Below are 2,387 nucleotides of genomic sequence, written 5' to 3'. Positions count from 1 at the left end.
CCACCGGGAAGGCAATCAGTGCCAGGCCCAGCATTGTCATCAGGACGCTGCCCGCCGATATCGCCAGGAACGCCGGAACCGCGAGCACCACGGTGCTGGCGGCCCCGATCCACAGCACGGGACGGCGGCCGATCCGGTCCGAGAGCAGCCCCGTGAACGGGATGCACAACGCCATGGCCACCAGGACCGGGATGGTCAGGAGCGTCCCCTCCACCTCGCTGTACCCCTTGTTGCTGGTCAGGTACGTGGGCATGTAGGACGTGAGGGCGTAGGCCACCGTGTTGGCGGCCGCTGCCAGGATCATGGCCAGCAGGATCGGCCGCCAGTGGGCCTTCAGGATCCCGACCGGGCCCACGGGCCGGAGCTCCTCCCCGGTCTCCGGATGTTTGGCTGCCACGGCTTCGGCTTCCAGCGTGGCCTTGAAGGCGGCCGATTCCTCGATCTTCATCCGGAAGTACACGGCCACGGCGCCCAGCGGGCCGGCCACCAGGAACGGGATCCGCCAGCCCCACGCCTCCATCTGCTCCTGGCCCAGGGTCAGCTGCAGGGCGGACACCACGGCCGCGCCCGCCGCAAAGCCGAGGTAGCTGCCCATGTCCAGGAAGCTGACGTAGAAACCCCGGCGGCGGTCCGGCGAATGCTCGCACACGAACGTGGTGGCACCCGAGTATTCGCCGCCGGTCGAAAAGCCCTGCACCAGCTTCAGGACCACCAGCAGCACCGCAGCCCAGATACCCAGCACCGCGTACCCCGGAAGGAGGCCGACGGCGAACGTCGCGACGGCCATGAGCATCAGCGTCATGGCCAGCACCTTCTGCCGGCCCATCTTGTCGCCCAGCCAACCGAAGAAGATGCCACCCAGCGGCCGGGCGATGAACGTGGCCCCGAAGGTTCCCAGGAGGAACAGGTTCTGCACGGCCCGGTCCGCCTCAGGCAGGAACACCGGCCCCATCGTGGTGATGAGGTAACCAAACACGCCGACGTCGTACCACTCCATCGTGTTGCCCACGATGGTCCCGCCCAGCGCCTTCCGCAGCGTGCGGCGGTTGACGACATTGACGTCGGACACGTTCAGCCGCCGCCGCTGCCCCTTGTGCTCTGTCATGGCCCGCTCACCGCCCGCATCGCTCGTCAGCTGGGCACACGCCGTTCGTTCTTTCGGCCCGCATGACCGGTTGGAGCCCAACACTCCGATCATCCTGCCGCTGCCGCGCCGTGGCAACAGCTCAGCAGGAGGTTGCCACCGCTGGAAGGGCACAACGACGCGCGACGAGCCGCCAGGACCGGGTGCCGCGAACCGGTTTTTTCCGGATCAACGGCGTTGTTTCCGAAACAGACACGGCTCCGGCACCTCCCCCCTTACTGTTGATGAGGCACGTCACGTAACCGTTTACGTAAACCGTTTGCGTACCTGCCGCCCAGACCGCAGTACAGCCAAGGAGATCCAGTGGTAACCATCAGGGACGTCGCCGTGCACGCCGGCGTATCCCCCGCGACGGTGTCCCGGGTGGTCAACGGGCTGGTGGGCTACTCGGATGAGACCCGCGAGCGCGTGGAGGACGCGGTGCGGAAGCTCAGCTACGAAACCGACTCCCTGGCGCGCGGCCTCAAAACCCGGCAGACCTCGGTCATCGGACTCCTGGCACCCATGGTGTCCGATGCCCTCGCCTCCCAGGTGATGCTGGGCGTGGAGGAGGAAGCCCAGGAGCGCGGCTACGCCGTCATGCTGGGCCGCACCGGCGCCAAGTCCGCCTACATCGCCAGCTACCTGCGGACCCTGCGCACCTACCGGGCGGCGGGCGTCATCCTGGTCTCCGCGGTCATCAAACCCGAGATCCGGCAGCTGCTGGGACCCACCGTCCCGGTCATCTCAGTTGCCATCAGCGACAAGTCCGGCTCACCGAGTGTGGCCATCGACGACGAAAAGGCAGCCTACGACGCCACCCGCCACCTGCTGAAGCTGGGCCACCGCAGGATCGGGCTGCTCACCGGCGATCCCGAGTCGGTCTTCGTTGCCCAACCCCGGCGACGCGGCTACCTCAAGGCCATGGCCGAGGCCAAGGCTCAATCCGTCACAGCGACAGGCAACTTCTTCTACGAAAGCGGAGCCGCCGGCGTCGGAGATCTGCTGCAGCAGGAACCCGGCCTGACCGCGATCTTCGCGATGAGCGATGAGATGGGCGCCGCCGTGGTCAATGAACTGCAGCGGCGCGGGCTCCGGGTGCCGGAAGACGTCTCCGTCCTGGGCTTCGACAACACCTCCACCGCCCTGCACGTGAACCCGCCCCTGAGCACCATGGCCCAGCCGCTCGAGGAGATGGGGCGGATGGCAGTGAAGAAACTTCTCCGCTCCCGCGACCTCGGGCCCCGGATCATGCCGCACCAAC

At 67.3% G+C, this 2,387-nt stretch carries 2 protein-coding genes; one reads left to right on the top strand and one right to left on the bottom strand.

The window, feature by feature from the left end:
- On the bottom strand, positions 1–1,105 hold a 1,105-nt coding region (locus DBR22_RS22815), incomplete at its 3' end, for an MFS transporter (protein ID WP_108600849.1).
- A 342-nt stretch (positions 1,106–1,447) separates the two neighbouring features.
- Here DBR22_RS22815 and DBR22_RS22810 point away from each other — a divergent pair.
- Positions 1,448–2,387, top strand: a 940-nt coding sequence (locus tag DBR22_RS22810) for a LacI family DNA-binding transcriptional regulator (RefSeq protein ID WP_108600848.1), incomplete at its 3' end; no start/stop codon positions are given.

The organism is Arthrobacter sp. HMWF013 (assembly GCF_003061105.1).
Lineage (GTDB): Bacteria > Actinomycetota > Actinomycetes > Actinomycetales > Micrococcaceae > Arthrobacter.
This window is presented reverse-complemented; position numbering and strand designations above follow the sequence as displayed.